Source organism: Streptomyces populi (assembly GCF_002911015.1).
In the GTDB taxonomy this organism is placed as follows: domain Bacteria; phylum Actinomycetota; class Actinomycetes; order Streptomycetales; family Streptomycetaceae; genus Streptomyces; species Streptomyces populi.
This window is the reverse complement of sequence record NZ_KZ626857.1, coordinates 1-25,724: the sequence shown is the minus strand read 5'-3', so window position 1 is coordinate 25,724 and position 25,724 is coordinate 1. Positions and strand designations below refer to the sequence as shown.

The following is a 25,724-nucleotide window of genomic DNA, read 5'->3' as shown; positions in this document are numbered from 1 at the left end:
GAGTTGGATGGGTATCGGGCTGTCCCGCGTCGCTCGTCGAACCGTTTCGACGCGGGACGTCGAAGCGCTTCGACGGGGGAAGGTAGGTGGGAGCCGTGGACACGTCAATGGGTCGGACCGGAATTACGGCAGCGGTTCGACGGGCCGGACGGTGGGGGTGGGGTGTTCGACGGGCCGGGCCGAGAAGCGTGCGGGCCGGGACGGGGTGGTGGTCCGGTGTCCGCCCCGGCGGAGCGGTGGTGCCCGGTGCCCGGCCCCGGCGGCGGGGGAGTCCGGGTGTTCGCGGGGGCGGGGCCATGGGGTGTTCGCGGAGGCGGTGCGGCCGAGTGCGGGGAGCGGATCACGGGGTGTTCGCCGGAACGCGTTCGACGTGGCGCTCCCCGCACTCGGCCGCACCGGCGCCCATGCCCGCATCCGCACCCGTGCCCGTGCCCCTCCCCGCGCTCAGCGCGGCGATCGCGAGCGCGGTCGTCGCCGCCGCGACCGGGACCGTGTACCCCGCGGCCGGTGAGACGTGTTCCACCATCCATCCGCCCGCCGCGGAGCCGCCGGCTATCCCGCCCAGCAGGCCGGTCACCGCGAGCGTCATGCCCTCGTTCAGCCGGCCCTCGGGCGTGCGCCGCTGGACCAGCGTCATGCCGGTGACCATGGTCGGAGCGGTGGCCATGCCGGCCACGAGCAGCGCACCCGCGAGCACCGGGAGCGAGCCGGTGAGCCGGACCGCGAGGAGGGGCAGCGTCAGCAGGACCGCCATCGCGCCGACGCACACCGCGAACCGCCGCGCCGCGGACGCCCCGGTGTCGGACGCGCCACCCCGCTTCACCACGCCGAACAGCAGGCCCGCCACGCACGACCCCGCCGCCTGGAGGGCGAGCACCACGCCCGCGGCGGACTTGTGCCCCCGCTCGTCCGCGAACGCGATCGTGGCCACCTCCATCGCGCCGAACACCGCGCCGGTGGCGAGGAAGGAGAGCAGCAGCGGAGGCATCCCGGGTGCGAGCACGGGCGACCCGGAGGTCGCGGCCGGTCGGAGCGGCGGTTGCGTCGAACGCTGTGCGGCGAAGAGCAGGACGCCCGTCATCAGCAGCGCGGACCCCACGAGCATGCCCGCCTCCGGGGAGAGCGCCGTGCACAGGAAGGCCGCGAGCACCGGGCCCAGCATGAAGCACAGTTCGTCCACGGCCTGCTCGAAGGAGTTCGCGGTGTGCAGCGCCGCCGCGTCCCCCTCCAGGAGGTGGGCCCAGCGCGCGCGGGACATCCCGCCCGTGTTGGGGGTCGTGGCGGTGGCGGCGTACGCGGCGAAGAGGGTCCAGTCGGGCGCGCCGAGGCGCACGCACGCCACCAGCCCCGTCCCGCCGAGCAGCGCGAAGGCCGTGGCGGGCACGGCCACCTCGGCCTGCCCGTACCGGTCGACGAGCCGGGCGGTCCAGGGGGCGACCACGGCCGTCGTCGCGAGACCCGTCGCCGTGACGGCGCCGGCGAGCGCGTAGGAGCCCCGCGCGCCGGCGATCATGATGACCGCGCTCACGCTGAACATGCCCATGGGCAGGCGGGCGACGAGGTTCCCGAGGGTGAAGGCGCGGGTGCCGGGCAGCGCGAAGAGACGGCGGTACGGGGTGAACGGTGACATGGGTGAACCCTCGCCCGGCGGTCCGGGAGAGGTCCAACACTTACTCCGTCGCGATTGACGCACTTGCGTTGTAGGTTCACGTGGTGCCTGGTCAACGCCCCTTTCCCGGTCATCTGGACCCCCGTCTGCTGCGCGCCTTCCTCGCGGTCGCCGAGGAACTGCACTTCACCCGTGCCGCCGCCCGTCTGTTCGTCGCCCAGCAGTCCCTGAGCCGTGACATCCGGCGGCTGGAGCGGGAGCTGGGGGCGGAGCTGTTCGTACGGACGACCCGGCAGGTGACGCCGACGGTGGACGCCGAGCGGCTGCTGCCGTACGCGCGCCGGGTGCTGGAGGCGCACGACGCGCTGCTGGACGCCTTCGCCCGGCCCGGCGGCGAGGAGCGGCCGCTGCTCGTCGACGTCAACACCCCCGGTCTGGTCTCCAGCCGCATCCTCGACCGGGCCCGCGCCCTCGCCCCCGACAGCGAACTGATGGCCCGTTACGAGACCGGGCTCACCGGCGCGGCGGCGGACCTGCTGGCCGGCCGCCTGGACGTGTCGTTCGGCCGGTTCGCCGGGCTCGACCCCTCCGTCCGGGCCCGGCTGGAGCAGCGGCTCGTGCGCTACGAGCCGATGGCCGTCGTCCTGCCCGAGGACCATCACCTCGCCGCCCTGGACGCGGTGCCGCTGGCCGCGCTCTCGGGCGAGACCGTGTACGCGGGGGCGGGGAACCCCAGAACGCTGGAGTGGACCGATCTGGCACATCACCTGTTCGAGGGACGGGGCATCAAACTCGCGTCACCCGCACCGGTGGCGGTCGGACCCGAGGAATTCCGGCGGATCATGGCGAAGTGGCGGACTCCCGTCCTGGCCGTGGTGGAGTTTCCGGCCATGCCCGGGTCCGTGTCGAGGCCCCTGATCGACCCCGTACCCCTGTCACCCGTGTCGCTCGTGTGGCGCAAGGGACTTGTCCATCCAGGGATCGACGCGCTCGTACGAGCCTCCACCGAACTCGCGAGCGAAGAAGAGTGGCTCCTGAGTCCCCGGAACGGGTGGATTCCGGCCACCGACGCCCTCATTTTCATGCCCCGTACATGAGACGTAACCACACGAGTCCCCCACGTGCGTTACATTTTTCGTCCGGGCGCGGTGTGGTATTGGGAGCGCTCGGACCGGGCGAGAGGCTCGGTCCGTACGGCATAGACAGCTTTTGCCCGGAGTCGTCGCGCACCCGTTGACCGTCCCGTGGGGGGATGCGCGTGCGCGTTGAGAACTGGCGGAAAGAAGCCCAACCGGACGACCGGGAAACCGATCCGGAGGGCGGGCGCCGAATCGATCCGTCACCTGAGCGAGAGGCCGGAGAGCCGACCGCCCGGCCGAAGGGCGACGGAAAGATCTCGTGGCCGGATATGGGAGTCGGCAGCGGTCTGGAGCGCAGGGAACGCGCCGGGCGAGCAGTCGGCGGACGTCCCGGGCGAACCCCGGAGCCGGGGACCGGACCGCTCGTCGGCCGTGCGGCGAAGCCGGACGCGTCCTCCGGCCGCCGACCCGAGACGGGACCGCTGCCCGAGCGTGAGCCGGGGGCGTGGTTCGGTCCCAAGGGCGCGCGGACGGCAGCGCCGTCGTCCCCCGCCCGTACGGTCCGCACGCGGCCCTCCTTCAGGGACACCCCGGCGACCGGACCGCTCCCCGACACCGCGCCGGACCCCGGCCGTCCGCTGCCCGGCTCCCGGGAGGACTCCGGTGAACCGGCGAGCGGCCACGACCCGCACGAGGTCACCGTCCAGCTCGACAGCGCGAGCGTCGGGGCGGACGGCCGGACGGTCCGGCCGGGCAAGGACGCCCCGGCGGCCGCCGGGGCCTCGGACGTCCCCGTCTTCGTCGACGAGTCCGGCCGCCGCAGCCGCCGCTTCCGCCGCCTCGGCATGTTCGTCGCCGTGGCCTGCGCGGTCTACGCCGTCGTGATCGTCGCCACGCTCCTGTCGGGCAGCTCGAACGCGCCCTGGCTCCCGGTGCCGGGCCAGGAGGAGGACGCGCCCGCCGGCCGGGCCGAGACCTCGCCCCGGCCCGCGCAGCCGGTGAACCCGTCCGGCACGCCCGGCGCCACCGCCCCCGGCGCGGTGACCACCGCCACCGACGGCACGACGCCCTCGTCCGGCCCGGTCCCCACGACCTCCGCCTCCGTCTCCGCCTCGGCCTCCGCCACGGGCGCGTCCAGCAGTCCCCGGCCCAGCACGTCGGCGACCAGGAAGTCGGACCCCGGCGTCACCACCAAGAGCCCTGCCCCCGACCCCGAACCGTCCTCCTCGGCGGACGGCCGGCCCACACCCTCGGCCCCGGCGACGACGCCCGGCGCCACGCCGACCCCCACGGAGACCACCGGCCCCACCGGTTCCACCGGAGAGGGGGCCGGTACCGGATGAGCGACCCCCGCCGACGCGCACCCGCGGGGCGGGAGCCCGCTCCCGCCACCGCGTCCGGCGCGGTGACGAAGCCCGTACGGGACCCCCTCACGGCGTCCGGGTCCGGCCGCCCCGGTTCCCCGCACACCCTCTCCCCCTCGTTCCCGGAGACCCTCCTCTGATGCCCAGCACCAGCCGCCACGGTCCGTCGCCCGGCACGCCGGGCGACGGCCACGAGGCCGCCCCACGAGGGGACCGCGGTGCCCGGCGCCGCCGTCTCCCCATGCGTTTCCTGCTGCCCGTCCTCATCCTGGTCGCGATGATCGCGATGCTGATGCTGCGCGGCTACGTGCACAGCGAGATCCTCGCGGACCACCGCGTCCGGCCCGAGGCGGCCACGGACGAGGTGCCGCAGAAGATCCTCGACGGCGGCCCGGTCATCGACACCCGCAGCGGCCGCACCGCCAGCCTCAGAGTCCCGGACCACCGTCTCGTCCTCACCTTCGACGACGGCCCGGACCCGACCTGGACCCCCAAGGTCCTGGACGTCCTCAAGGCGAACCACGCCCACGCGGTCTTCTTCGTCACCGGCACCATGGCCTCGCGCTACCCGGACCTCGTCGAGCGGATGGTGAAGGAGGGCCACGAGGTCGGCCTGCACACCTTCAACCACCCCGACCTGTCGTACCAGTCCAAGAGCCGCATCGACTGGGAGCTGTCGCAGAACCAGCTCGCGCTGGAGGGCGCGGCGGGCATCCGCAGCTCCCTCTTCCGCCCCCCGTACTCCTCGTTCGCCGACGCCATGGACGACCGGTCCTGGCCGGTGACGCAGTACGTCGGAACCCGCGGCTACATCACCGTCGTCAACGACACCGACAGCGAGGACTGGCGGAAGCCGGGCGTCGACGAGATCATCCGCCGGGCCACGCCCGAGGGCGGCAAGGGCGCCGTCGTCCTGATGCACGACTCGGGCGGCGACCGCCACCAGACCGTGCAGGCGCTGGCCGAGTTCCTTCCCCGACTACAGGCCCGGGGCTACGAGTTCCAGAACCTCACCGAGGCGCTCGACGCGCCGAGCGCGAACACCCCGGTGACAGGCCTCGACCTGTGGAAGGGCAAGGCCTGGGTCTTCCTGGTCCAGGCCTCGGAGAGGATCACCGACATCCTGGTCGTCGGCATCGCGGTCATCGGCGTGCTGGTCTTCACCCGCTTCGGGATGATGCTCCTGCTCTCCGCGCTGCACGCCCGCCGGGTCCGCCGGGAGGACTTCCGCTGGGGCGCCGCGCCGGTCACCGAACCGGTGTCGGTGCTGGTGCCGGCGTACAACGAGGCCAAGTGCATCGAGAACACCGTGCGTTCCCTCATGGCGAGCGAGCACCCCGTCGAGGTCCTCGTCATCGACGACGGATCGAGCGACGGTACCGCCCGCATCGTCGAGGACCTGCGTCTGCCGAACGTGCGCGTCGTGCGCCAGCTCAACGCCGGCAAGCCCGCGGCCCTCAACCGGGGCCTCGCGAACGCGAGCCACGACATCGTCGTGATGATGGACGGCGACACCGTCTTCGAACCGGCGACCGTCCGTGAACTCGTCCAGCCCTTCGCCGACCCGAAGGTCGGCGCGGTCGCGGGCAACGCCAAGGTCGGCAACCGGGACACCATGATCGGCGCCTGGCAGCACATCGAGTACGTGATGGGCTTCAACCTCGACCGCCGCATGTACGACCTGCTGCGCTGCATGCCCACCATCCCCGGCGCCGTCGGAGCCTTCCGCCGCACCGCGCTCGAACGCGTCGGCGGCATGAGCGACGACACGCTCGCCGAGGACACCGACATCACGATGGCCCTGCACCGCGACGGCTGGCGCGTCGTCTACGCGGAGGACGCGCGCGCCTGGACCGAGGCCCCGGAGTCCGTCCAGCAGCTGTGGTCCCAGCGCTACCGCTGGTGCTACGGCACCATGCAGGCGATCTGGAAGCACCGCGGCGCCCTGGTCGAACGGGGCCCCTCGGGCCGCTTCGGCCGGGTCGGCCTGCCCCTGGTGTCCCTCTTCATGGTCCTGGCCCCGCTCCTCGCGCCCCTGATCGACGTCTTCCTCCTGTACGGCGTCGTCTTCGGCCCCACCCAGAGGACGATCGTCGCCTGGCTCGGCGTCCTCGCCGTCCAGGCGGTGTGCGCGGCGTACGCGTTCCGCCTGGACAAGGAACGCATGATCCATCTGGTCTCGCTCCCCCTTCAGCAGATCCTCTACCGGCAGTTGATGTACGTCGTCCTGCTGCAGTCCTGGATCACCGCCCTCACCGGCGGCCGGCTGCGCTGGCAGAAGCTGCGCCGTACGGGCGTCGTGGGGGCGGCGCCGGGGGCGGCGCCCGGAGCGGCGCCTGGAGCGGTGGCGCAGCAGTCGGCGTCGCGGCAGCGGGTGTCACCCGCCGGGAACGAACGGAGGCCGGTCGGATGACCACGCACGAGTACCCGGCGGGGGCGACTCCGCCCTCGGGCACGCCGAAGGCGGAGGTCCCGCATTCGCGCACGTACCCGGCACCGCTGTCCGGGACGGATCCGGCACCGCCGTCCGCGGTGGGTCCGCTTCCCGGGACCGCGGTGGATCCGTTCCCCGGGACCGGGGTGGGCCAGCTTCCCGGGACCGCGGCGGAGCCGGACGGACCGGAGCGCAAGCCCGCCCCGCGCCGCCCCGGCCGAGACCGCTACCTGGACCTGCTCCGCTCCCTGGCGCTGCTCCGCGTGGTCGCGTACCACCTGTTCGGCTGGGCGTGGCTGACGGTCCTCTTCCCCTCCATGGGCGTGATGTTCGCGCTCGCGGGCTCCCTGATGGCGCGCTCGCTGAGCCGGCCGTCGCTGAGTGTGATCCGGGGACGTCTGAGGCGCCTGCTGCCCCCGTTCTGGGCGTTCGGCGCGGTGGCGCTGACCATGATGTTCGCGGCCGGCTGGAACCCGGTGAAGGACCCCGACCTCGGCGGCACCTGGGGCCTGGTCGAGCTGTTCGACTACATCGTCCCGATCGGCGCCCCTCCGTACCCCTGGCACCTCGGCTCCCCGTCGGGCCTGTTGGACGACACCTGGGCGGACCAGGCCGCGGGCGTGCTCTGGTACCTGCGCGCGTACCTGTGGTTCGTGGTCGCGTCCCCGCTCCTGCTGTGGGCGTTCCGCCGTGCCCCGTGGGCGACCGTGCTGGCTCCCCTCGCCCTGACGGCGGTCGTCGGCACCGGGCTCGTCACCATCCCCGGTGAGACGGGCAACGCCGTCACCGACTTCGCCGTCTACGGCGGCTGCTGGATCCTGGGCTTCGCCCATCAGGAGGGGGTGCTCGCGAAGGTCCCGCGCTACCTCGCCGTCTCGTGCTCGAGCCTGGTGATGGCCTTCGCCCTGTGGTGGGCCTCGGGCCATCAGGGCTCCGAGGGCTGGGACCTGAACGACATCCCGCTGGCCGACGCGACGTGGTCCTTCGGTTTCGTGGTGATCCTGCTCCAGTACAGCCCGTCCTGGCGGGAACTGCCGGGCCGCCTCGCGCGGTGGGACAAGCTGGTGACGCTGTCCAACAACCGGGCGGTCACGATCTACCTGTGGCACAACATGCTCATCATGGCCACGTTCCCGATCCTCGACCGCCTGTACGACCTCCCCTTCATGGAGAGCGACCGCGCGACGGCGGTCCTCGACTCGACCTACAACCTGTGGACCTTCGTCCTGGTGTGGCCGCTGATCGGCCTGGCCGTCCTGTCCTTCGGCTGGATCGAGGACATCGCGGCGAGGCGAAGCCCGCGCCTGTGGCCGAACGGTTCCGAGGGGCGCAGGTCCAGGGGGCGACCAGAGGCCCGGGGACACCGGGCCAGGGCCTAGCGGCAGCGGTTCGGCCGCGCCGGGCCAGGACCCGGCGGCAACTGTCCGGCCGCGCCGGTGCCGGTCAGGGCCCGGCGGCAGCCGAACCACGGGGGTGTCCGGAGAGCCGGCGTGTGACCGCGCCCGACTCGCCGGACACCCCCGTCCCGTTCGTCCCGCGATATCACCCGATCGAAGGTTTAGGTCGGCCGCTTGCGCATGTTATGAACCTGTATGTCCACCCGCTCGGCACCCTCGGTCCTAGTGCCGCCGTACGGGCTCCCGCTAGCGTGACGCTGCCCTCCCGCCAGCCCCCCGCAGCCCAGGAGCCCACCGTGGACCGCCGCCCCCGCCTGCCCGCCGCAGCCGCGGCAGCCGCCGCCGGAGCGGCGGCCGCTCCGCTCCCGGCCCGCTGAGATCCGGCCGGGGCGGAGGGCGTGGCAGAGCGGTTGGCCGTCGACGGCGACGAGTTGTCGCACTTCATGAGGATGCTCAGGGAGTCGACCGAGTCGTTGCGGGGCCTGCGCAGGGCGCTGGAGGACGCCACGGTCACCGGTCTGGGCACGGACGATCTGGACTGCGCCTGCGAGGACTTCCAGGACGACTGGAAGTACGGCGCCGACCAGATCGGTGAGCAGACCGAGGACCTGGCCAAGATCATCGAGAAGAGCAGGGACAGCTACCGCGAGGTGGACGAGGCCCTGGAGCGGGCTCTGGGGGAGGCCGGGAACGGCGGGGGCGGTGGTACGAGGTGACCTATCCGCCCGAGGAGACGGGAGCGGCGCTCGACCCGCGCTCCTTCGCCGACCGGGACAAGCCGCAGGGGCTCAAGTCGGTCCCGCGCATCCCCAACCCCGACCACCCGCATCTCGGGTTCGATCCCGTGCCGGGCAGCACGGAGACCGTGGGCGGCCTGTGCAAGAAGCTCAGGGGGTGCGCGAAGGTCCTCGAGGAGACGCACGGGCTCGTCACCAGGCTGATGGACGGCAGCTACTGGAAGGGTGACGCGGCCGTCGCCTTCCGCGAGCAGTTGGACGGCGGTCCGCTTCCCCTGAACCTGAAGAACGCGGCGCACTCCATCCGCAAGGCGGCCGGCCAACTCGACCGCTGGGAAGGCGAACTGGACGACTTCCAGCGGCGGGCGAGGCGACTGGAACAGGAGGCGGAGGAAGCGCAGGCCGCCGTCGACCGGGCGAAGGGGCATGCCGCGAAGGCGGGTGCCGACCCCGACCTGGACGGGAAGGGTGCCGGGCACGACGAGGCGCGGAAAGCGTTGACCAGGGCGAGATCGGCGGTGGAGGACGCGGAGGACGCGCTGCGCAGGATCCGCGACAAGGCGCGTGGACTCGCGGACGAACACGAGCGCCGGGCCCGGCTTCGAGCAGGAAAGATCCGCGACGCCACGAAGAAGCTGACCCCGCACGAACCGGGCTGGTTCGACTCGGCACTCGACTGGGTCACCGAGAACCTGCCGGACATCTTGAGTACTTTGGGGGCGGTGATCGGGTTGGTCGCGTTGTTCGTGGTGTCGGGTGGGGTGGTGGCTGCGGTTTTGTTGTTGGCTGCGTCGGCTCTCAGCGCGACGTCGTTGACCATCCGAGTATCTGAGCATCCCACTGTGTGGGCATCGTTGAGAGACGGCTTTGCGAAGGGTGAGCTCGACACTGATTTCTGGAGCAACCTCGTGACTGTCGGCGGTGACGCCCTTGGCATGGTTCCTGGCATTGCCGCAGTCGGCAAGGGCACCGCAATGGGGCTTCGGGCCGTGAGCGAGACGGGTGATGCGGTTTCACTTGGTGAGCGGGTCGTCAGGTTCGGAGGCAGCACCATGGAGCACGCGAAATCCATTTCCGGTTTGGACAACGCACTGCTCGGTTTCACGGTTCGCGGTGCCAGAGCGGCGCAGATCACGAAAGGGATTGAGGTCGCCTCGGCCTCGATGGGTGTGGGCACCGCAGGATTCGGCCTCGCCATGACCGCTGTGGACACCGACGACGACGGCATCAAGGACGGCTCGGTGGCGAGTATCGATGGCGCCAGGCTTGGCCTCGATGCCGGAGGGCTTGTCAATATCGCCCGTCATGTCTTCTGATTTCCGAGCAGAAAGAACGCACCATATGGGGCCGGCCGAGTACCCGACTGCGTGGGATCACCCTCCGACCAGAAGGGCTTTCGCTCAGCACTTGATCTTGATCGTTCTGCGTCTGGTGGGCTGGATCGGTGTCTGGATCGGCTCGTTGGCTGTTCTGGTGGTCTTCCTGTCTCCGGGCTTCACCCTGTTCTTCGTCCCACTGCTGGGTTATTCAGCCTTCCGGGCCGTCCTCCAGCTCGCCTACGTCCGTCCCTCCATCTACGTCCAGCGCGTCCTCTGGAATTACCCCTGGCAGCTTCTGACGGATGTCCCCCGGGGGCGGAACAAGCATCCTCGGGTTCAAGAGGACGAGATGTGGCTGGAGTTGCCCAACCCGGAGGATCCGGGGGAGCGGATTCCGCTGCTGTTCCTTTCCGGCATGCGTACCTTCTGGTGGATGCGACGGTTCGGTACGGCTCGTACGAAGCCGGAGCTGAAGGCGGAGATCGAACCGCTCTGGTTCGCCGGCGACCCCCGTTTCATCGCCGTCATCGCGGCTTCCGGGCGGAAGGGCAAGGCACCCAAGCGGCTCCATCTGCTGTACCAGCGCACGGCCACGGGACGCCGGGGCATCGAACCGACCGACTGGAACGCGAGCCCGGCCGCCCTGGAACGGGCCCGTCGTTCCGGCGCTCACGTTCCCGACGCGGTGCGCCCGCACTCGCACCCCCACTGACTCGTACCCGGCAGGACTCGATGACCACGGCCCCCCACTTCACCGTCGCCGACTCGGCCGAAGATCCCGACGCCGACATCTGGTTCGCGGAGCCCGCAGGCTTCACCGCTGTACCCCTCGATGCGTTGCTTCCACCACCGGGCTCTCCGGCCGCAGATGATCTGCGTACCGTCCTCGAACCGCTTCTCCGAGCTGCTCCCGATGAGTTGGCGCGACAGCGGTTCATCGCCCGGCTGGCCCAAGGGCAGCAACTGCTCGGCGCGTTGAGGGAGGAGGGGACCGTCCATTGCTCGATCGGACTGCACCGTGATGACGTCGGCGAGGGCGCCGTGTGCGACGGCCGGCCGCTGCTGTCGTTCTTCACCGTCTCCTGGCGCGCCACGGCGGTGGCGCCGCGCGCCGTGACAGCCGCCCGTGCGGTGAGCGGGCTCGACACCCAGGCGCGCATCGAGTACGTCGAACTTCCCTGTGGACCCGTCGCGTTCAGCGAGACCGTTCTCGTCCCCAGGGGCACCGGCGGACTTCCCCGGACACCCTTGATCCAGCTCCGCGCTCACCTGCCGCATCCGGATTGCAAGCAGCTGGCGGTGTTCGCGCTGAGCACCGCGGCCGTCGACCGTCGTGATCAATACCGTGAGATCCTCCGCCAGATCGCGACCCTGACCACCTTCGACAATCCGCTGCGGCAGGCCTCCCCGGAGGAGCCGTGACCACGGGCCGAGGGCTTTGCGGACAGCAACCGGGTGAACCGCCCTGTTGCTCGATTGACGTTGCGGTGAGGCCAGTTGACGACGTTATGGGCCTCTATGGCCGACCACTGTTACGCCCTTGGCACCATTCGCGCTGGTGTCGTCGCACAGGCCACCGCTAGCGTGTTGATGCCCTTCCGCACCCCACGTCGCACAGGAGTCCGCCGTGAACCGCCGTTCCCGTCTGCTTGCCACAGTCGCTGTCGGAGCGTCAGCCGTACTGCTGTTGACGGCGTGCGGCGGGGGTGATGACAAGCCGAAGAGCAACGACAAGATCGCCGGCGCGGACACCGGGGACAAGTCCTCGGCCTCACCCAGCGCGAGCGCGACGCAGTCGCCTGGCCGACCGAAGATCGAGTTGCCTTCCGACCTTCACTACAACTTCGAGTGGCGCCAGACAGGCGACAAGGACAAGGACGCTGTTCTGGCCGACGGCGAGCTGTTCATCAAGGCCACGGACCAGGCCATTGCCAACCAGGACCCACTTGACCCTGCGTATCGCTTCTACTCGGCGGAAGAGCTCGCGGCTGCGACGCAGAAGTATGTGCAGCGCTTTGTGGACCATAAGGCTCGCACCACTGGCGTTTACCGCTTCTACGACGAGTCTGTGACCTTGCTTGGCGAGGGATCGGCGGCGCTCACATACTGCGAGGACCAAGGTAAGGCGTACAACAAGTTCGTCAAGACCGGGAAGATCAACAAGACTCCGGTGACGAAGAACAGCTACGTCTTCTACAACACGAAGCTGAAGCGGAATTCGGACGGGGTCTGGGTGACGCAGGACATGCTCTCGGAGAGGGGTAGCAGCAAATGCCAGCCGTGAAATGGTGCGGGGTCGTAAGCGGCTCTGCAATTGCGGTACTTCTCTTGATCAATGCCAACCCTGCCTCTGCCGACGACGACTTCGGCAACGGTAGCCAGAAGCCTGGTGATACTCACGCCTCTGGTAACAGCGACGGCAAGGGCAACCTCACGGCCACCGCCGGCGCCGTCGTCTTCGATCGTTCCAAGAACGGGTCGGGTGACTCCGCCGGGCCGGTGACCTCCTCGTCCGGCAACTGGACTCCGCCTGCCTGCTATTACGCCCCCAAGTACACGCCGGACGAGCTGCAGAAGTACCTGGAGCCGATCTGGAACGCCGAGTCCACCGGTTCCCAGTGGGACCAGGAGCAGCGGGACAAGTACGTCAACGGCGGCGAGGCCAAGGACTTCAACAAGGCCAAGACCGGCAAGGGCTACTGGTGGGACTCGTACGTCACGCCGGGCCGCGAGGGCGACCCCCACGCGCTGGACTGCAACAAGGGGATCTTCTGGGTCGACGAGGGTGCTGACCCGCCGGCGGACGCTCCGCAGGCGATCACTCCGGAGATGCTGGCGCAGCTCGCGTACGGCGAGATACGGGTTCCGTCGACGAAGGTGGACCTCGCTCCCGCGGGCACCACGAAGGTGAACCTGCCGACGTGGGCCTGGTTGGACACGGCGAAGTTCAAGCCGGTGTCGGTGACCGCGTCGGTACCCCTGCTCGGTGTGACGGCGACGACGACGGCCGAGCCGGTCGCGTTGAAGATCGAGCCCGGCACCTCGGACGCGCAGACGTATCCCGCGTCGGGGGTCTGCGAGATCACGGGGGACCGCATCGGCGAGGCGTACGCGAAGGGCAAGGCCGGGGAGACGCCCCCTTGCGGGGTGAAGTACCTCCGTTCCTCGGGCGACGGCTCGTACAAGCTGAGGGCCACCATCACCTGGAAGATCCACTGGACGGGCACCGGCGTGGCCGAGGCGCGGAACCTGCCGGACGGCACCTTCGGGGCCAACCAGGACGTCGTCGTTCAGGAGATCCAGTCCGTCAACCGTTGAGTCCCGGACCGTCGGCCGGCCCGCCCGAGCCCGTACCGCCGCAGCCGCCCCGGCAGCTCTAGCGGTCCCGGCGCAGTCACCCCTCCCAGGTTTCCGGCAGGCCGAACGCCTCGAAAACCGTAGGGAGTTGGAACACCACCGTACGGCTCACCGCTGCGGAGGTCGTCGTGAAGACCTGCAGGGTGTGCAGGCGGTGCGTGTCGTCGTCGGGGGCGCGGACGTAGGCCGCCAGGGCGGGCTGGCCGTTCGCCGAGGTGGGGCGCAGGCGCCAGTCCGTGCCGCGCATCGCGAAGACGCGGGCGATGAAGGCGACGTAGGCGTCGGGGCCGACGTACCAGTTGAGGACGGGGGGCATCTCCAGGACGACGTCCTGGGTGAGCAGGGTGCGCAGGGCGTCGAGGTCGGCGTTCTCGAAGGCGCGCAGATAGCGGTCGACCACCGTGCGCTGCTCGTGGTCCGGCGGCTCCGTCACCTCCTCCTCCGTCAGACCGGCCTCGCCGATCCGTGCGCGGGCCCGTTGGAGCGCGCTGTTCACCGAGGCGGTCGACGTGTCGAGCGCCTCGGCCACCTCGGCCGCCGGCCAGGCCAGTACGTCGCGCAGGATGAGGACCGCCCGCTGCCGCGGGGGCAGCAGCTGCATCGCGGCGATCAGCGCGAGGCGCAGACTGCCCCGGGCGGCGACCACGCCCGCGGGATCCCCGGCCGCGCCCCGGTCCGGGAACGGTTCGAGCCACGGCACCTCCGCCCCCGGTGTCATCGGCGCCCCCGGATCCTCCAGCGCGCCGACCAGGCCCGACGGCAGGGGTCTGCGGGTGCGGCCGCGCAGCGCGGTCAGACACCGGTTGGTCGCGATGCGGTACAGCCAGGTGCGCAGGGAGGCGCGGTCGGCGTCGTAACGGCCGTACGCGAGCCAGGCCCGGAGCATCGTCTCCTGCACCAGGTCCTCGGCCTCGTGCACCGAACCGAGCATCCGGTAGCAGTGGGCCAGCAGCTCCCGGCGGTGGGGCGCCGTCCGCCTCTCGAAGTCCTCGCGGTCCTCGCGATCGCCGTGACCCTCGAAGTCGTCGTGGCCGTCGTCGTCCCGTGTCCCCATGGTCTGCCCCTGCCCCTCTGCCCCTCGGCCGTGTCCCGTCGCTCACCGGTACCTACCTCCGGGCCCGCCCGAACTCATCGTCCCGGCACCGATGAGTTCACCGCGGCCCCGAGGTACATACCGGCGACCCGATCCGATCGAGCAGGAGGAACCATCATGACCAGCACCGACGCCGGCCAGGACGTCCGTGGCGTCCTCGACCGTCTCTACGCCGCCTGGGCCGACCACGACGCCGACGCCTTCGCCGCGCTCTACACCGAGGACGCGACCGTCGTGATGCCGGGCGTCTTCAACGACGGGCGGGAGGAGATCCGCGCCTACATCAAGGCCGGGTTCGAGGGACCGTTGAAGGGGTCCCGGCCCCTCGACGAGCCCCGGCGGATCCGGTTCCCGCGGCCCGGCACCGCCGTCGTCGTCAGCGAGGCCGGGATCCTCCAGGCCGGGGAGAGCGAGGTCCCCGCCGACCGGCGGCGCCGGGCGACCTGGGTGCTCGTCCGCGATCCCGCCGACGGGGCCTGGGCCATCACCTCGTACCACAACGCGGCCGTCTGACGGGTCCGGAGGAGACCTCCGTACCCCCCGCCCCCGCCCGCTCCCGGTCCCGTCCTCACCGCCGGGCCCGGGACCGGGTGAGAGCAACGTTCCCTTCAGGTCACTCACAGCCACAGGGCGGAAACGCGCCCTCCCTACCTTCGGGATCAGGAGGCCGGCAGGCCCGGAGAACCATATGGAGGCGTGTGATGACTGCCCCAGCCACGAGTACGGCCCCCGCGCGGGGCGGTCGCTGGATCGCGGAGTGGGATCCGGAGGACGAGGTCTTCTGGGCGGAGAAGGGGGAGAAGGTCGCCCGGCGCAACCTGCTCTTCTCCGTCCTGTCCGAGCACATCGGCTTCTCCGTCTGGACGATGTGGTCGGTGCTGGTCCTGTTCATGGGACCGGAGTACGGGCTCACCCCGGCCGACAAGTTCCTGCTCACCTCGATGGTGACGCTGGTCGGCGCGGTCGTGCGGGTCCCCTACACCTTCGCCGTCGCGCTCTTCGGCGGCCGGAACTGGACCATCGTGTCCGCGAGCCTGCTGCTCGTGCCGACCGTCGCCGCGTTCGTGGTGATGAAGCCCGGCACCTCGTTCACCACGTTCCTCGTGGTCGGGCTGCTGGCCGGCGTCGGCGGCGGCAACTTCGCCTCCAGCATGACCAACATCAACGCCTTCTTCCCGCTGCGGAAGAAGGGCTGGGCGCTCGGCCTCAACGCGGGCGGCGGCAACATCGGCGTCCCCGTCATCCAGCTCGTGGCGCTCGCGATCATCGGCGCGAGCGGCGGTCCCCGGGTGCTCCTCGGGATCTACATCCCGCTGGTCGTCGTGGCCGCCGTGCTCGCCGCCCTCTTCATGGACAACCTCGCCACCGTGAAGAACGACACCGGCGCCGCCCTGGACGCCGCGAAGGACGCGCACACCTGGATCATGGCGTTCCTGTACATCGGGACGTTCGGCTCGTTCATCGGCTACGCCTTCGCCTTCGGGCAGGTGCTCCAGGTCGAGTTCGGGCGCACCCCGCTCCAGGCCGCCTACCTCACCTTCATCGGCCCGCTGCTCGGATCCCTGATCCGGCCCGTCGGCGGCCGGCTCGCCGACCTCTACGGCGGCGCCAGGATCACCCTGTGGAACTTCGTCGCCATGGCCGCGGCGACCGGGGTCCTGGTGTTCGCCAGCAGTGAGAAGTCGCTGCCGCTGTTCGTCTCGGTCTTCGTGGTCCTCTTCGTGCTCAGCGGCCTCGGCAACGGGTCGACGTACAAGATGATCCCCGGCATCTTCCAGAACAAGGCGCTGGAAGCGGGGCTCGAGGGGGAGGAGGCCGCCCGTCACGGACGGCGGCTCTCCGGTGCCGCCATGGGGCTCATCGGCGCGGTGGGCGCGCTCGGCGGCGTCGGCATCAACCTCGCCTTCCGCCAGTCGTTCCTCGAATCCGGCTCCGGCACCGGCGCCTTCGTCACCTTCCTCGGCTTCTACGCGGTCGCCTTCGCGGTCACCTGGGCCGTATACCTTCGCCGCCCGGCCGCCGCGACCCCGGCAAGTGCCACCGCCGAGTCGAAGCCCCAGCTCAGCTACGCCGAGGTATGACGTAACACGCCTGACATCACCTTGATCCGAGCCTGTCATGGTCCGTTGACAGGCTCGGATCAGCCACGACGTACGACAGCACAGACCCGTACGACGACTCGACGAGCGCGAGACGAGAACCCCATGTACGACGAACAGCAGCGACCCGAGCACGGGCCACTCTCCGGGTTCACCGTGGGGGTGACCGCCGCACGACGGGCCGACGAGTTGGGCGCGCTGCTCCAGCGGCGCGGGGCCACCGTCGTGCACGCGCCGGCCCTGCGGATCGTGCCCCTCGCCGACGACGGCGAACTGCTCACCGCGACGAAGGAGTTGGTAGAGAACCCGCCGGACGTGGTGGTGGCCACCACCGCCATCGGATTCCGCGGCTGGGTCGAGGCGGCCGACGGCTGGGGCCTGGGCGAGGAACTGCTCGCCCGGCTGCGGGGCGTCGAACTGCTCGCCCGCGGGCCCAAGGTCAAGGGCGCGGTCCGGGCCCAGGGGCTGACCGAGGAGTGGTCGCCGTCCTCCGAGTCGATGGCCGAGGTGCTCGACCGGCTGCTCGAAGAGGGCGTGGACGGCCGTCGCATCGCCGTACAGCTGCACGGGGAACCGCTGCCCGGGTTCGTCGAGTCGCTGCGGGCCGCCGGTGCCGAGGTCGTCCTCGTGCCCGTGTACCGGTGGATGCCGCCGGAGGACATCGCCCCGGTCGACCGGCTGCTCGACGCCGCCCTCACCCGCGGCCTGGACGCGCTCACCTTCACCAGCGCCCCCGCCGCGGCCTCCCTGCTGTCCAGGGCCGAGGAACGGGGCGTGCACGCGGAGTTCCTCGCGGCCCTGCACCACGACGTCCTGCCCGCCTGCGTCGGCCCGGTCACCGCGCTGCCGTTGCAGGCCCACGGCATCGACACCGTCCAGCCCGAACGCTTCCGGCTCGGTCCCCTCGTACAGCTGCTCTGCCAGGAACTGCCCGGCCGGGCGAGGGCGTTGCCCATCGCCGGGCACCAGGTGGAGATCCGGGGGCACGCGGTGCTGGTGGACGGGCTGCTGCGGCCCGTGCCGCCCGCCGGGATGTCGCTGCTGCGGGCCCTCGCGCGGCGGCCCGGCTGGGTGGTGGCGCGGTCCGAACTGCTGCGCGCGCTGCCGGGATCCGGGCGCGACGAGCACGCCGTGGAGACCGCGATGGCCCGGCTGCGCACGGCGCTCGGCGCGCCCAAGCTGATCCAGACGGTCGTCAAGCGGGGCTACCGCCTCTCGCTCGACCCGGCCACGGACGCCAAGTACGCCGACGGCTGAGGCGGCCGCCGGTGCCGCAACAGGGCACGGGTGAGAAGGGCCGTCGCGAGCGTCGACAGCACCGCCCGGACGACGTTCCACGCCACCCACGGGTCCTCGAACCGGTCGCGCACCGCGGCCGGATCGGCGATCCGCGCGGGGGCGCCCGCGTTCGCGAGGCCGTCGTTGAGCGGGACGCTCATGGTCACGGTGATCAGGAACACGAGCGCGTACGCGGCGAACGCGGCCAGCACCCACCTGCTCCCCGGCGTCCCGCGCGACTGCCACGCGGCGAGCGCCGTCAGCGCGAGCGCCCCGAAGAAGCCCAGGAAGAAGACCGGGTTCTGGATCACCTCGTTGATGTTCTGCATGACCTCGATGAAGACGCGGTCGCCGCTGCGCGCGAGCGCCGGCATCACCGCGCAGGCGAAGATGTAGAAAACCCCGGCGACCAGGCCCGTCGCGACCGTGGCCGCCCCCAGTACTCCCGCCGCCGTGTCATGCCGTCGTGTGCTCTCGTCCGTCATGCCGTCCAGTCAACCGGCGCCCGGGAGCGGGGGACATGGCCGAGAGGCGCGGGGGCATAAGCGGGCGTCCACGGTCCGCCGCGCCCCGGGCACGGTAGGTATCCGGTGGGCATCCGGTACGGGACCGGTACCGGCTCTTCCGGCGGGGCGCCGGGGGATGCACTGTAGGGGTACGACGGCGGGTGACCCCAAGGCGGTGACAGGCGCATGGCATCGGGCACGGCCACAGCCTCGTACGAGCTGCGGTTCGACTCCGGGCGGATCTGCCTGGACCTGACGGCGACCACGCATCCCGAGGAACGCCTCGACTCGGCCGCCCGGTTGGGCGTCTGGGTCGTCGCGTCCGGGCTGGTGCCCGAGGGAACCGCGCTGACCGCCGTGGACTCCTCCTGGCTGCTCGGCTTCCGGGAACTGCGCGGACATATCGCCCAGTTGGTACGAGGTGAACTGGACGGGCGGCCCGCGGACGGCGCGCTCGCCCGTGTCAACGCCGTCGCCCTCGCTCCGCCGCCGGCCCCCTGCGCCGTCCGCGGCGACGACGGTTCGCTGAACCGGGGGCTGCGCGTCCCGCCGCACTGCGGTGAACTACTGTCTGTGGTGGCCAGGGACGCCCTCGATCTGCTCACCGACCCGCGTGCGCGCGCGAGTCTGCGGCAGTGCGAGGGCGACAACTGCCCGATCGTCTATCTGGACACCTCGCGCGGCAGGCGCCGCCGTTGGTGCTCCAGCGAGGTGTGCGGCAATCGGGAGCGAGTGGCCCGGCACCGGCGGCGGGCGGCTCTGGCGCGTGCCTGATCACATCCGTGCGTGATCTTCCAGTGACGTGCGGTGATCGGAACCATTCTTTTCGCTGTCTACACATCTTCACCAGAAAAAATCCTGAACACTTTGAACACCCGAGTACCAGCACACGTACCCGGTGATGAGCGACCGACTGGGGGAACCCCCGGACACCGGAGGTAGGCGTGCGCAAGGATTCAGCCGTGGCTGATGAACACAGGCCAAGAGCCCGACATCGCATGTCTCAGCAGTCCTCGTCGACCGAACCCGACGAGGAGCTGATGCGTGCGCTGTACCGGGAACACGCGGGGCCGTTGCTGGCCTACGTGCTGCGCCTGGTGGCCGGAGACCGGCAGCGCGCCGAGGACGTGGTGCAGGAAACACTCATCCGTGCCTGGAAGAACGCCGGCCAGCTCAATCGAGCGACCGGTTCGGTACGCCCCTGGCTGGTGACGGTCGCCCGGCGCATCGTCATCGACGGCCACCGCAGCCGGCAGGCCCGGCCGCAGGAGGTCGACCCGTCGCCGCTGGAGGTCATCCCCGCGGAGGACGAGATCGACAAGGCGTTGTGGCTGATGACACTGTCGGACGCGCTGGACGACCTGACCCCTGCTCACAGGGAAGTACTGGTCGAAACTTACTTCAAAGGGCGTACCGTCAATGAGGCGGCCGAAACGCTCGGCATTCCCAGCGGAACCGTGCGCTCACGGGTTTTCTACGCCCTGCGGTCGATGAAGCTGGCGCTTGAGGAGCGGGGGGTGACGGCATGAACACGTACGGGGGTTACGGAACAGGTGGTCCGGGAGCCATGCAAGGTCCACGAGGACAGCAAGGATCCGGGGACAACATTCATGAGACTGTCGGCGCCTACGCGCTCGGCATTCTCGACGACATCGAGGCCACGGCCTTCGAGGAGCACCTCGCCTCCTGCGAGTGGTGCGCCCAGCAGCTCGACGAGCTCGCCGGGATGGAGCCGATGCTCGCGGCCCTCGCCGACCTGCCCGCCTCGCAGGGCAGCCCGGCCATCGCCGAGTCCCTCTCGGCCCGCCCGAGCCCGCGGCTCGCGGAGCGGCTGGTGGACGAGGTCTCGGCGCGCCGCGCCCAGAAGCGCCGGCGCGGCATGTACCTGGTGGCGGCCGCGGCCGCGCTGATCATCGGCGGCCCGCTGACCGTCATGGCGGTCAACGGCGGCAGCGACACCGGGACGGGCACGCCGCAGGCGCACGCGACCAGCCCGGCCAAGGCCGCCTTCCAGGACATGACCGACAAGGCGTCGGCCACGGACCCGAAGACCAAGGTCAACGCCGTCGTCGCGATCGAGCCGAAGGACTGGGGCACCCACGCGGTCCTCCAGCTCAAGAACGTCACGGGCCCGGAGAGGTGCTCCCTGATCGCCGTCGGCAAGAACGGCGAGCGCGAGACGGTCACGTCCTGGTCGGTCCCGGAGTGGGGTTACGGCACCCCCAACGCGAAGACCGAGCAGGCCAAGGAGCCCCTCTACGTCCACGGCGGCGCGGCCTTCACGCCGAACCAGATCGATCACTTCGAGGTCATGACCTTCTCGGGCAAGCGTCTTGTCGAGGTGAAGGCCTGAGCGTCCTCCGGGCGCGGACGTAGCCCGGCAGGCCTCCCTTCGCGTACGGTTGACGGCTGCCCAGCACGTCAGAAGGGGGCGCCCGGTGGCCGCTCAGGCTCAGCAGGAAACCGCGCTCGGCTCGGTCCGCACATCCGCACCGGAGGAATCCGTCAAGGACGACTCCGTACGGGACCGTGAGATCGCTGTCGAACAGGAACATCTGGACCGGGTCTACCGGCGCCTCGAGGAGAAGATCCACGAGGCCGAGTTCCTCATGCACGACGCCGCCCAGCGCGGTCACGTCGGCACACCGGGGGCGCTCGCGGAGCGGGACGCCCAGGTGTTCCGCGCGGGAATCCACCTCAACCGTCTCAACAACGAGTTCGAGGACTTCCTCTTCGGCCGGATCGACCTGCTCCGCGGCAAGGACGGCGTGAAGGGGCCCGACGGCGCCTACACGGCGGTGGAACCCGCCGAGGGCGCGGTCCGCGAGGACAACACCGCCGACATCGCCGAGACGCTCCACATCGGCCGTATCGGTGTCCTGGACGCCGAGTACGCGCCGCTGGTGATCGACTGGCGGGCACCGGCCGCGGCCCCGTTCTACCGCTCCACCCCGGTCGACCCCGGCCGGGTCGTGCGCCGCCGGGTCATCCGCTCCAAGGGCCGCAGGGTCCTCGGTGTCGAGGACGACCTGATGCGCCCGCAGGTGAAGGCATCCCTCGGTGGCCGAGAGCTGCCCGTCATCGGCGACGGCGCGCTCATGGCCGCGCTCGGGCAGGCCCGCAGCCACACCATGCGGGACATCGTGGCATCCATCCAGGCCGAGCAGGACCTGGTGATCCGCGCGCCCGCCGCGTCCGTGACCTACGTCGAGGGCGGCCCCGGCACCGGCAAGACGGCCGTCGCCCTGCACCGGGCCGCCTATCTCCTCTACCAGGACCGCCGCCGGTACGCGGGCGGCATCCTGATCGTCTCCCCGACCCCGCTGCTCGTCGCCTACACCGAGGGCGTGCTGCCCTCGCTCGGCGAGGAGGGGCAGGTCGCGATCCGCGCCATCGGCTCGCTCGTCGACGGCGTGGCCGCCACGCTGTACGACTCCCCGGCCGTCGCCCGCGCCAAGGGCTCGTACCGGATGCTGAAGGTGCTGCGGAAGGCGGCGCGCGGAGCGCTGGAGGCCCCGGCCGGCACGGCGGGCGGCGGCAACGGCCAGCTCGCCCTCGGTGAGCCGGACCCGGCCCCCGCGGGTGCTCCCGCCCGGCTGAGGGTCGTCGCCTTCGGGCGCCGGCTGGAGCTGGAGTCCGCCGAGCTGGACCGCATCAAGCACAACGCGCTCGGCGGGACCGCGCCGGTCAACCTGCTGCGCCCGCGCGCCCGCAGGCTGCTGCTGGACGCGCTGTGGGCGAAGTCGGGTGCCGGGAGCCGCCATTCGGACCCGGAACTGGCCGCCGAGCTGCGGTCCTCCTTCGACGAGGACGTCACCTCCGAGGACAGCTTCATCGCGTTCCTGGACGCCTGGTGGCCGGAGCTGACCCCGCGCGGGGTGCTGGCCGCCATGGCCGACGAACGGCGCCTGGGGCGCTGGGCGCGCCGGATCCTCAACCCCGGAGAGGTCCGCCGGGTGGCCCGCTCGCTCAAGCGGGACGGGTTCTCCGTGCACGACGTGGCGATGCTGGACGAGCTGGAGGCGATCGTCGGGGCGCCCGCCCGGCCGAAGAAGCGCCGCGACCTGGACCCGCTGGACCAGCTCACCGGCCTCGAGGAACTCATGCCGGTGCGCGAGGAGACGCAGCGCGAGCGCGCCGAGCGGCTGGCCCAGGAGCGGACCGAGTACGCGCACGTCATCGTCGACGAGGCGCAGGACCTCACGCCCATGCAGTGGCGGATGGTCGGCCGGCGCGGCCGGCACGCCACCTGGACGGTCGTGGGCGACCCGGCCCAGTCCTCCTGGTCCGACCCCGACGAGGCGGCGGAGGCCCGGGACGAGGCGCTCGGCACCCGTCCCCGGCGCCGCTTCACCCTCACCGTCAACTACCGCAACCCGGCGGAGATCGCCGAGCTGGCCGCCAAGGTCCTTGCCCTGGCCATGCCGGGCTCGCCGTCGCCGTCCGCCGTGCGGTCCACGGGCATCGAACCCCGGTTCGCGGTCGCGGGGGACTCCCTCGCGCGGACCGTGCGCGCCGAGGCCGCCCACCTCCTCGACCGGGTCGACGGCACCGTGGGCGTCGTCGTCGCCATGAACCGGCGCGAGGAGGCCGCCCGCTGGCTCGCCGGGCTCGGGGACCGCGTGGTGGCCCTGGGGAGCCTGGAGGCCAAGGGCCTGGAGTACGACGCGACGGTGGTCGTCTCGCCCGCGGAGATCGCCGACGAGTCGCCCGCCGGGCTGCGGGTGCTGTACGTGGCGCTGACCCGGGCCACGCAGCAGCTGACCGTGGTCTCCAGCGGCCGTGACGAACCCGACGCGGACGGCGTGCCCGACCTCCTGCGGGACTGACGTCCCGCGGGACCGGCGTCCCGCAAGGCCCCCGCCCGCCCGGCCCGCGGGTGGGCGTCCCCTCGTCCGGACCGCCGTCCGTCCACCGCCCGCCTCCTGCCCGCCCCGCGTCCCGTCCCGGCCGAAAAGATCTCCCGGGACGGGAATTGCTCCACGGGAATCCTTTGTTACCTTTGACGTGGCACCGGCCCGATCCAAGCCCCCGGGCCCAACCTTCGTCGCTACGAGCGACCACTTGCCGCGAGGCGAGCATGGCGGGTCGGTGTCATTAACGTCGTCCTTCACCGAAGGACAGGAAGAGGCCCACGTCACCATGACGTGGGCCTCTTCCGTCGTGTCGGGGCGCCCTTCGGCACGCGGACCACCCTCTCGTATGGTGGAATCCGCTTTCCGGAACCGCACGCCCCCGGCGAACAAAACGTTCGCAATCCGGGGCGACTACCGCGTACTCAGGGGTAGGTGCGACGATCGGACGGCACAAAGCAGTGTCTCGGTGAAAGCAGAGGAAGTCGGCCATGGCAACGGCGCCCAGCGTCTCCTACTCGATGACGGTCCGGCTGGAGGTGCCCGCGAGCGGAACCGCGGTCTCCCAGCTCACCACGGCCGTGGAGTCCAGCGGAGGCTCGGTGACCGGCCTCGACGTGACCGCGTCCGGCCACGAGAAGCTCCGGATCGACGTCACCATCGCCGCGTCCTCCACCTCGCACGCGGACGAGATCGTCGAGCAGCTGCGGCGCATCGAGGGCGTGACCCTCGGCAAGGTCTCCGACCGTACGTTCCTCATGCACCTCGGCGGCAAGATCGAGATGCAGTCCAAGCACCCGATCCGCAACCGTGACGACCTCTCCATGATCTACACCCCGGGCGTGGCCCGGGTGTGCATGGCGATCGCCGAGAACCCCGAGGACGCCCGCCGCCTCACCATCAAGCGCAATTCCGTTGCGGTCGTGACGGACGGCTCCGCGGTGCTGGGCCTCGGCAACATCGGCCCGAAGGCCGCGCTGCCCGTCATGGAGGGCAAGGCGGCCCTCTTCAAGCGCTTCGCCGGCATCGACGCCTGGCCGCTGTGCCTGGACACCCAGGACACCGACGCGATCGTCGAGATCGTCAAGGCGATCGCCCCCGGCTTCGCGGGCATCAACCTGGAGGACATCTCCGCGCCGCGCTGCTTCGAGATCGAGGCCCGGCTGCGCGAGGCCCTCGACATCCCCGTCTTCCACGACGACCAGCACGGCACCGCGATCGTCGTCCTCGCCGCCCTGACCAACGCACTTCGCGTCGCGGGCAAGGCGATCGGCGACATCAGGGTCGTCATGTCCGGCGCCGGAGCGGCCGGTACGGCCATCCTCAAACTGCTGATCGCGGCGGGCGTGAAGAACGCCGTCGTCGCCGACATCCACGGTGTCGTGCACGCGGGCCGCGCCGACCTCGTCGACGCCGACCCGGACTCGCCGCTGTGCTGGATCGCCGACAACACCAACCTCGAAGGCCTCACGGGCACGTTGAAGGAGGCCGTGCGCGACGCCGACGTGTTCATCGGCGTCTCGGCCCCGAACGTGATCGACGGCGACGACGTGGCCTCGATGGCGGAGAACGCCATCGTGTTCGCGCTCGCGAATCCCGACCCCGAGGTCGACCCGGCAATCGCCCGCCAGACCGCGGCAGTTGTGGCCACCGGCCGCTCCGACTTCCCCAACCAGATCAACAACGTCCTGGTGTTCCCGGGCGTCTTCCGCGGCCTCCTGGACGCCCAGTCGCGTACCGTCAACACGGACATGATGCTGGCCGCCGCGACCGCGCTCGCGAACGTGGTGACCGAGGACGAGCTCAACCCGAACTACATCATCCCCAGCGTCTTCAACGACAAGGTCGCGGGCGCGGTCGCCGGAGCGGTGCGCGACGCGGCGAAGGCGGCGGGGGCGGCGGACGCGGCCGGCGCGACCGCGTAGCGGGGGCCGGGCCGGCCGCGCGCCCGTGCCGCACCGGCCGTCGGCCCGCCTGTGACGGGCGCCACGACCGCCCGGAACCCGGCGCGTCGCGGAACGCGGGGCCAGTGGCCGCCTCTAGGGTGGCGGCCAGGCTCAGGCCTCGCAGGGGCCTCTTCGTGTGACCCCCAAGGGTGTTCGTGTGACTCCCAAGGGTGCCGGATTGGCTTTCCCGCCGCAGGTGGGGGCAGGATGCGTCTTTGGGCGCCCACGGTCCGGCCACGGACCCGGGTCCGGGAGCCGACCGAGGACCCTGGCAGCATCGGCTTCACTGTGCCCGATATGCGGCTCCGCCGCGTGGCACGCCTCAACAGCAAGAAGAACACGGGAGTAACAACATGAACCGCAGTGAGCTGGTGGCCGCGCTGGCCGACCGCGCCGAGGTGACCCGCAAGGACGCCGACGCCGTTCTGGCCGCTTTCGCCGAGACCGTCGGCGAGATCGTCGCCAAGGGCGACGAGAAGGTGACCATCCCCGGCTTCCTGACCTTCGAGCGCACCCACCGTGCCGCTCGCACCGCGCGCAACCCGCAGACCGGCGACCCGATCCAGATCCCGGCCGGCTTCAGCGTCAAGGTCTCCGCGGGCAGCAAGCTCAAGGAAGCCGCCAAGGGCAAGTAAGCCCGGCGCCGGCACGTG

Annotated in this window: 23 protein-coding genes; 20 read left to right on the top strand and 3 right to left on the bottom strand. The window is 71.1% G+C overall.

The genetic code is table 11. The features are described 5' to 3' along the window. Window positions 1-340: 340 nt before the first annotated feature. Window positions 341-1,630 (bottom strand): MFS transporter, encoded by a 1,290-nt coding sequence (locus CW362_RS12235; protein ID WP_240657758.1) that lies wholly within the window; start codon window positions 1,628-1,630, stop codon window positions 341-343. Window positions 1,631-1,713: 83 nt separating this feature from the next. Between CW362_RS12235 and CW362_RS12230 the strand changes: the two genes are divergently transcribed. The 11 genes from CW362_RS12230 (at window position 1,714) to CW362_RS12185 (ending at window position 13,257) form a co-directional block, all read left to right on the top strand. Next, on the top strand, window positions 1,714-2,706 hold the full coding sequence (locus tag CW362_RS12230) for a LysR family transcriptional regulator (protein ID WP_103549483.1): 993 nt from the start codon (window positions 1,714-1,716) through the stop codon (window positions 2,704-2,706). 311 nt (window positions 2,707-3,017) lie between these two features. Next, on the top strand, window positions 3,018-4,031 hold the full coding sequence (locus CW362_RS12225; protein ID WP_103549436.1) for a hypothetical protein: 1,014 nt from the start codon (window positions 3,018-3,020) through the stop codon (window positions 4,029-4,031). Further along, window positions 4,028-4,192 (top strand): hypothetical protein, encoded by a 165-nt coding sequence (locus tag CW362_RS43255; protein ID WP_162684053.1) that lies wholly within the window; start codon window positions 4,028-4,030, stop codon window positions 4,190-4,192. The genes CW362_RS12225 and CW362_RS43255 overlap by 4 nt, the downstream gene beginning before the upstream one ends. After that, window positions 4,192-6,465 (top strand): bifunctional polysaccharide deacetylase/glycosyltransferase family 2 protein, encoded by a 2,274-nt coding sequence (locus tag CW362_RS12220; protein ID WP_103549435.1) that lies wholly within the window; start codon window positions 4,192-4,194, stop codon window positions 6,463-6,465. The genes CW362_RS43255 and CW362_RS12220 overlap by 1 nt, the downstream gene beginning before the upstream one ends. After that, entirely contained in the window at window positions 6,462-7,865 is a 1,404-nt protein-coding gene (locus tag CW362_RS12215) for an acyltransferase family protein (protein WP_240657757.1), read from the top strand. Before CW362_RS12220 ends, CW362_RS12215 begins: the two co-directional genes overlap by 4 nt. 416 nt (window positions 7,866-8,281) lie before the next feature. After that, window positions 8,282-8,599 carry a hypothetical protein gene (locus CW362_RS12210; RefSeq protein ID WP_103549434.1) on the top strand — a complete coding sequence of 106 codons (318 nt, stop codon included), beginning with the start codon at window positions 8,282-8,284 and terminating at the stop codon, window positions 8,597-8,599. Further along, window positions 8,596-9,936, top strand: coding sequence for a hypothetical protein (locus CW362_RS12205; RefSeq protein ID WP_103549433.1), 1,341 nt, complete (start codon window positions 8,596-8,598; stop codon window positions 9,934-9,936). The genes CW362_RS12210 and CW362_RS12205 overlap by 4 nt, the downstream gene beginning before the upstream one ends. Before the next feature lie 91 nt (window positions 9,937-10,027). Then, the gene (locus CW362_RS12200) at window positions 10,028-10,651 is read left to right on the top strand and encodes a hypothetical protein (RefSeq protein WP_103549432.1); all 624 of its coding nucleotides are present in this window, start codon (window positions 10,028-10,030) and stop codon (window positions 10,649-10,651) included. A 20-nt stretch (window positions 10,652-10,671) separates the two neighbouring features. After that, window positions 10,672-11,361, top strand: a complete 690-nt coding sequence (locus tag CW362_RS12195; protein ID WP_103549431.1) for a hypothetical protein — start codon at window positions 10,672-10,674, stop codon at window positions 11,359-11,361. A 205-nt stretch (window positions 11,362-11,566) separates the two neighbouring features. After that, on the top strand, window positions 11,567-12,223 hold the full coding sequence (locus tag CW362_RS12190; protein WP_103549430.1) for a hypothetical protein: 657 nt from the start codon (window positions 11,567-11,569) through the stop codon (window positions 12,221-12,223). Beyond that, window positions 12,211-13,257, top strand: a complete 1,047-nt coding sequence (locus CW362_RS12185) for a hypothetical protein (protein WP_103549429.1) — start codon at window positions 12,211-12,213, stop codon at window positions 13,255-13,257. Before CW362_RS12190 ends, CW362_RS12185 begins: the two co-directional genes overlap by 13 nt. 76 nt (window positions 13,258-13,333) lie before the next feature. Here the strand turns inward: CW362_RS12185 and CW362_RS12180 are convergent, their stop codons facing one another. Continuing rightward, window positions 13,334-14,350: a sigma-70 family RNA polymerase sigma factor gene (locus CW362_RS12180; protein ID WP_103549428.1), complete on the bottom strand. Its 1,017-nt coding sequence runs from the start codon at window positions 14,348-14,350 to the stop codon at window positions 13,334-13,336. A gap of 156 nt (window positions 14,351-14,506) precedes the next feature. Here CW362_RS12180 and CW362_RS12175 point away from each other — a divergent pair, with 156 nt between their 5' ends. From CW362_RS12175 to CW362_RS12165, 3 genes are all read left to right on the top strand, one after another. Next, a complete protein-coding gene (locus tag CW362_RS12175; RefSeq protein ID WP_103549427.1) occupies window positions 14,507-14,902 on the top strand; it encodes an SgcJ/EcaC family oxidoreductase in 396 nt (131 codons plus the stop codon). A gap of 188 nt (window positions 14,903-15,090) precedes the next feature. Continuing rightward, window positions 15,091-16,470: a nitrate/nitrite transporter gene (locus tag CW362_RS12170; protein ID WP_103549426.1), complete on the top strand. Its 1,380-nt coding sequence runs from the start codon at window positions 15,091-15,093 to the stop codon at window positions 16,468-16,470. 123 nt (window positions 16,471-16,593) lie between these two features. Continuing rightward, window positions 16,594-17,745, top strand: coding sequence for a uroporphyrinogen-III synthase (locus tag CW362_RS12165; RefSeq protein ID WP_103549425.1), 1,152 nt, complete (start codon window positions 16,594-16,596; stop codon window positions 17,743-17,745). Here CW362_RS12165 and CW362_RS12160 read toward each other — a convergent pair. Further along, window positions 17,694-18,251: an anthrone oxygenase family protein gene (locus CW362_RS12160; protein ID WP_103549424.1), complete on the bottom strand. Its 558-nt coding sequence runs from the start codon at window positions 18,249-18,251 to the stop codon at window positions 17,694-17,696. The genes CW362_RS12165 and CW362_RS12160 overlap by 52 nt on opposite strands. A 207-nt stretch (window positions 18,252-18,458) precedes the next feature. Between CW362_RS12160 and CW362_RS12155 the strand changes: the two genes are divergently transcribed. The 6 genes from CW362_RS12155 (at window position 18,459) to CW362_RS12130 (ending at window position 25,706) form a co-directional block, all read left to right on the top strand. Continuing rightward, a complete protein-coding gene (locus CW362_RS12155) occupies window positions 18,459-19,046 on the top strand; it encodes a CGNR zinc finger domain-containing protein (protein ID WP_103549423.1) in 588 nt (195 codons plus the stop codon). Window positions 19,047-19,270: 224 nt separating this feature from the next. Next, window positions 19,271-19,801, top strand: coding sequence for a sigma-70 family RNA polymerase sigma factor (locus CW362_RS12150; protein ID WP_037619265.1), 531 nt, complete (start codon window positions 19,271-19,273; stop codon window positions 19,799-19,801). Window positions 19,802-19,839: 38 nt separating this feature from the next. After that, window positions 19,840-20,625, top strand: a complete 786-nt coding sequence (locus tag CW362_RS12145; RefSeq protein WP_162684052.1) for an anti-sigma factor family protein — start codon at window positions 19,840-19,842, stop codon at window positions 20,623-20,625. Between the two features lie 85 nt (window positions 20,626-20,710). Beyond that, entirely contained in the window at window positions 20,711-23,101 is a 2,391-nt protein-coding gene (locus tag CW362_RS12140; RefSeq protein WP_103549421.1) for a HelD family protein, read from the top strand. Window positions 23,102-23,616: 515 nt separating this feature from the next. Further along, complete coding sequence (locus tag CW362_RS12135; RefSeq protein WP_103549420.1) at window positions 23,617-25,050, top strand: NAD-dependent malic enzyme; 1,434 nt, start codon at window positions 23,617-23,619, stop codon at window positions 25,048-25,050. A 374-nt stretch (window positions 25,051-25,424) separates the two neighbouring features. Further along, the gene (locus CW362_RS12130; RefSeq protein ID WP_103549419.1) at window positions 25,425-25,706 is read left to right on the top strand and encodes an HU family DNA-binding protein; all 282 of its coding nucleotides are present in this window, start codon (window positions 25,425-25,427) and stop codon (window positions 25,704-25,706) included. The last annotated feature ends 18 nt before the right edge of the window (window positions 25,707-25,724 follow it).

Coding starts and splice junctions, on each gene's coding strand:
- CW362_RS12235 (WP_240657758.1), bottom strand. CDS start 1,630: ATGTCACCGTTCACCCCGTACCGCCGTCTCTTCGCGCTGCCCGGCACC.
- CW362_RS12225 (WP_103549436.1), top strand. CDS start 3,018: ATGGGAGTCGGCAGCGGTCTGGAGCGCAGGGAACGCGCCGGGCGAGCA.
- CW362_RS43255 (WP_162684053.1), top strand. CDS start 4,028: ATGAGCGACCCCCGCCGACGCGCACCCGCGGGGCGGGAGCCCGCTCCC.
- CW362_RS12220 (WP_103549435.1), top strand. CDS start 4,192: ATGCCCAGCACCAGCCGCCACGGTCCGTCGCCCGGCACGCCGGGCGAC.
- CW362_RS12215 (WP_240657757.1), top strand. CDS start 6,462: ATGACCACGCACGAGTACCCGGCGGGGGCGACTCCGCCCTCGGGCACG.
- CW362_RS12195 (WP_103549431.1), top strand. CDS start 10,672: ATGACCACGGCCCCCCACTTCACCGTCGCCGACTCGGCCGAAGATCCC.
- CW362_RS12185 (WP_103549429.1), top strand. CDS start 12,211: ATGCCAGCCGTGAAATGGTGCGGGGTCGTAAGCGGCTCTGCAATTGCG.
- CW362_RS12180 (WP_103549428.1), bottom strand. CDS start 14,350: ATGGGGACACGGGACGACGACGGCCACGACGACTTCGAGGGTCACGGC.
- CW362_RS12175 (WP_103549427.1), top strand. CDS start 14,507: ATGACCAGCACCGACGCCGGCCAGGACGTCCGTGGCGTCCTCGACCGT.
- CW362_RS12170 (WP_103549426.1), top strand. CDS start 15,091: ATGACTGCCCCAGCCACGAGTACGGCCCCCGCGCGGGGCGGTCGCTGG.
- CW362_RS12165 (WP_103549425.1), top strand. CDS start 16,594: ATGTACGACGAACAGCAGCGACCCGAGCACGGGCCACTCTCCGGGTTC.
- CW362_RS12160 (WP_103549424.1), bottom strand. CDS start 18,251: ATGACGGACGAGAGCACACGACGGCATGACACGGCGGCGGGAGTACTG.
- CW362_RS12155 (WP_103549423.1), top strand. CDS start 18,459: ATGGCATCGGGCACGGCCACAGCCTCGTACGAGCTGCGGTTCGACTCC.
- CW362_RS12150 (WP_037619265.1), top strand. CDS start 19,271: ATGTCTCAGCAGTCCTCGTCGACCGAACCCGACGAGGAGCTGATGCGT.
- CW362_RS12145 (WP_162684052.1), top strand. CDS start 19,840: ATGCAAGGTCCACGAGGACAGCAAGGATCCGGGGACAACATTCATGAG.
- CW362_RS12135 (WP_103549420.1), top strand. CDS start 23,617: ATGGCAACGGCGCCCAGCGTCTCCTACTCGATGACGGTCCGGCTGGAG.
- CW362_RS12130 (WP_103549419.1), top strand. CDS start 25,425: ATGAACCGCAGTGAGCTGGTGGCCGCGCTGGCCGACCGCGCCGAGGTG.